4 protein-coding genes are annotated in these 3,011 nt (G+C 26.1%); all 4 read right to left on the bottom strand.

The annotated features are described in order from the left end of the window. A partial coding sequence (gene cmk, locus G3997_RS04685) for a (d)CMP kinase (protein WP_296648877.1) occupies positions 1-636 on the bottom strand: 636 nt, incomplete at its 3' end. A gap of 16 nt (positions 637-652) precedes the next feature. After that, positions 653-1,021: a chorismate mutase gene (gene aroH / locus G3997_RS04680; RefSeq protein WP_296648874.1), complete on the bottom strand. Its 369-nt coding sequence runs from the start codon at positions 1,019-1,021 to the stop codon at positions 653-655. Positions 1,022-1,032: 11 nt separating this feature from the next. Then, positions 1,033-2,247, bottom strand: coding sequence for an NAD(P)/FAD-dependent oxidoreductase (locus G3997_RS04675; protein WP_296648871.1), 1,215 nt, complete (start codon positions 2,245-2,247; stop codon positions 1,033-1,035). 10 nt (positions 2,248-2,257) lie between these two features. After that, entirely contained in the window at positions 2,258-2,899 is a 642-nt protein-coding gene (locus tag G3997_RS04670) for a histidine phosphatase family protein (RefSeq protein WP_296648866.1), read from the bottom strand. Positions 2,900-3,011: the final 112 nt, after the last annotated feature.

Genomic DNA, 3,011 nt, shown 5'->3' with positions numbered 1-3,011 from the left:
AGATAAAACATAATCTACTACTTTGTCTATAGTTTTTCCAGTAGTATCTATTTCTATAGCATCCTCAGCCTTAACTAAAGGTGCAAATTCTCTATTTGAATCTATTTCATCTCTTTTTATTATATCTTTTATTATTTCTTCAAGATTTACGTCATATCCTTTATTTATTAATTCTTTATAACGTCTATTTCCTCTTTCTTCTGGTGTTGCAACTAAGAAAAACTTATAATCTGCATTAGGGAATACATAAGAACCTATATCTCTTCCATCTAATATAACAGAGCTCATTTTTCCGATGTTTCTTTGTATATCAACCATTAAATATCTTACTTCTTTTATTTTTGCTACATTAGAAACATTATTACTAACTTCCATTGTTCTTATCTCATCTTTTAATATGTTTCCATTTAAATATATATTGTTATCTTTAAAATCTATATCACATTCTTTTGCCATATTTATAACTTCTTCTTCATTATTTATATCTATATTATTTTGAAGACATTTATAAGTTACTGCTCTATACATAGCTCCAGTATCTATATAATTTATATTTAATTTATCTGCTATTAACTTTGCTATTGTACTTTTACCTGCTCCAGCTGGTCCATCTACTGCTATTACTAAATTACTCATATTATTTCTCCTACTATTATTGATTTATTAAGTCTTTTCTTAAGTTTTTTGCTTCATTTAAATAAATGTGTTTTATATCACTTCTAGTTTTTTCAGTATTTATATACATCATAACTCTAATACATTTATTTAAACTTCCTTGTATATATTTTTCTTCAAAATTTAGCATAGGTATATCAGTTATATTTAGAATTTCTCTAATTGCTACAGCTGGATATACTGCATCTAAATCTTTAGTCATAGTAAAACACATACTTATAATATCATCGTTATTTAAATCATTTTTAGATATTATTGTTTCTATTAATTTTGCACTTTCTTTTAATATTTCATCTCTATTATTAGAAGTTACTGTTGTCGCACCTCTTATTGCTAATGTTTTCATATTATAACCACCTATACACTTATTCCAGCAAGATACCCCGTAGAAAAAGCTATTTGTAAATTATATCCACCTGTTTCAGCATCAACATCTATTACTTCCCCTGTAAAGAACAGATTTTTTATTAACTTTGATTCCATTGTAGAAGAGTTTATTTCTTTTACAGATACTCCTCCACTAGTAACTTGAGAAGTTTTTATACCTTTACTTCCATTACAAGTTAACTTCATATTCTTTATAATATCAATTATCTTTAACTCATCTGCTTTTGATAATTCATTAGCTTTTTTATCTGTTAACTCTAGTAAATTAAGTACTTCTTTAAGGAAGTTTTGTGGAAGTAATCCTTTTAAATTATTAATTATATTTTTATTTGGATTTTCTCTTATAACCTTAGATATTTCATCACTACTAGTACTAGGTAAGAAATCTAAAGTTAATTCTAATTCATTTTCATCTATATATTTAGTTATATATGATGAAAACTTTAGTACTGCTGGTCCTGTTATACCAAAGTGTGCAAATAACATATCTCCAATTTGATTTATCTTTTTCTTTTTTATTTTACAGGATATTTCAACATTTTTCACAGAAATACCTTGTAAATTTTTAATAAAGCCTTCTTTAATTGTAAGCGGTGTTAATGCTGGATATATTTTATTTATAGTATGCCCATATTGTTTTAATATTTCATACATCATACCATCAGATCCTGTTTGAGGATGACTTTTTCCACCAGTTGATATTATAACCTTATCAGCAAAAATACTCTGATTATTCTCTGTTCTTACTCCAATTATAGTTTCATTTTCTATTATAAGGTCTATAACTTTAGTATTATATAATATTTTAACCTTATTCTTTTTTAAGTCTGCTTTTAATGTTTCTATTACTTCTTCTGATTTATCTGATTTTGTATATACTTTATGATCATTTTCAGTTTCAATTTTATATTCTAGATTATTGTCTTCAAAGTATGATAATAAATCTTTATTAGTAAAACTATAAAAACTACTATATAAAAACTTTTTATTATTTACAACTTTATCAAAAAAGTCTTCAATATCTCTATTATTAGTTATATTACATCTTCCACCACCAGTAATTAAAAGCTTTCTACCTAACTCTCCATTACGTTCTAATAATATAACCTCATGATTAGMTTTTGATGCGTTAAGAGCAGCCATCATTCCAGATGGTCCTCCTCCAACTACTATAACTTTAGACATGTGTTTACTCCTATTCTAATGCTGAGTTATTTATTTTCTCGTTATTTTTCATATGGCTAGTATCATTCATCTTTATTACTACAGGCCCATAATTTCTACACTCTACTATATTAAGAGCAGTATTATCTTGTTTTATTCTATATATATTCTCCATTCCAGAATTTAAGAACGAAAGTAACATAACTCTAACTGTAACTGAGTGACTAACTAATAAAATATGCTTATTATCATATTTTTCGTTTAACTCTTTTATAAAGTTATCAACTCTATCTTTTATAATATGAAGAGTTTCACCATTAGGTATATCTGCTAAGTGAGGCTGATTTCTCCAAGTTTCATATGTTTTTGCATGATCTTTTTTTATCTCTTCTATTAAAAGACCTTCCCAGTCTCCAAAGCCCATTTCTCTTAAAGCTGGTGTTTCTTCTACATTAATACCTAGTGTATTACCAATAATTTCAGCTGTTTGTACAGCTCTACCTAAATCACTACTATATATAAAGTCTATAGGATATTCCTTTATAGCTTTTGCTAATTCAAGAGCTTGATTTTCTCCTTTTTCAGTTAAATCTGAATTTCCATGACCTTGAGTTTTACCTAATATATTCCAATTTGTTTGTCCATGTCTTACTATGTAAAATGTATTTGCCAATATTATGTCCTCCTCAATTGTATATTATTTATTTTAACTTTCATTCAAAATCTTATTATACCATAAATATGATTTAAATTTATCCTTAAATTATAAAAATAGCATCTCTAGA

The sequence above is a fragment of the Romboutsia sp. 13368 genome, assembly GCF_018336475.1.
GTDB lineage: Bacteria > Bacillota > Clostridia > Peptostreptococcales > Peptostreptococcaceae > Romboutsia.
This window is presented reverse-complemented; position numbering and strand designations above follow the sequence as displayed.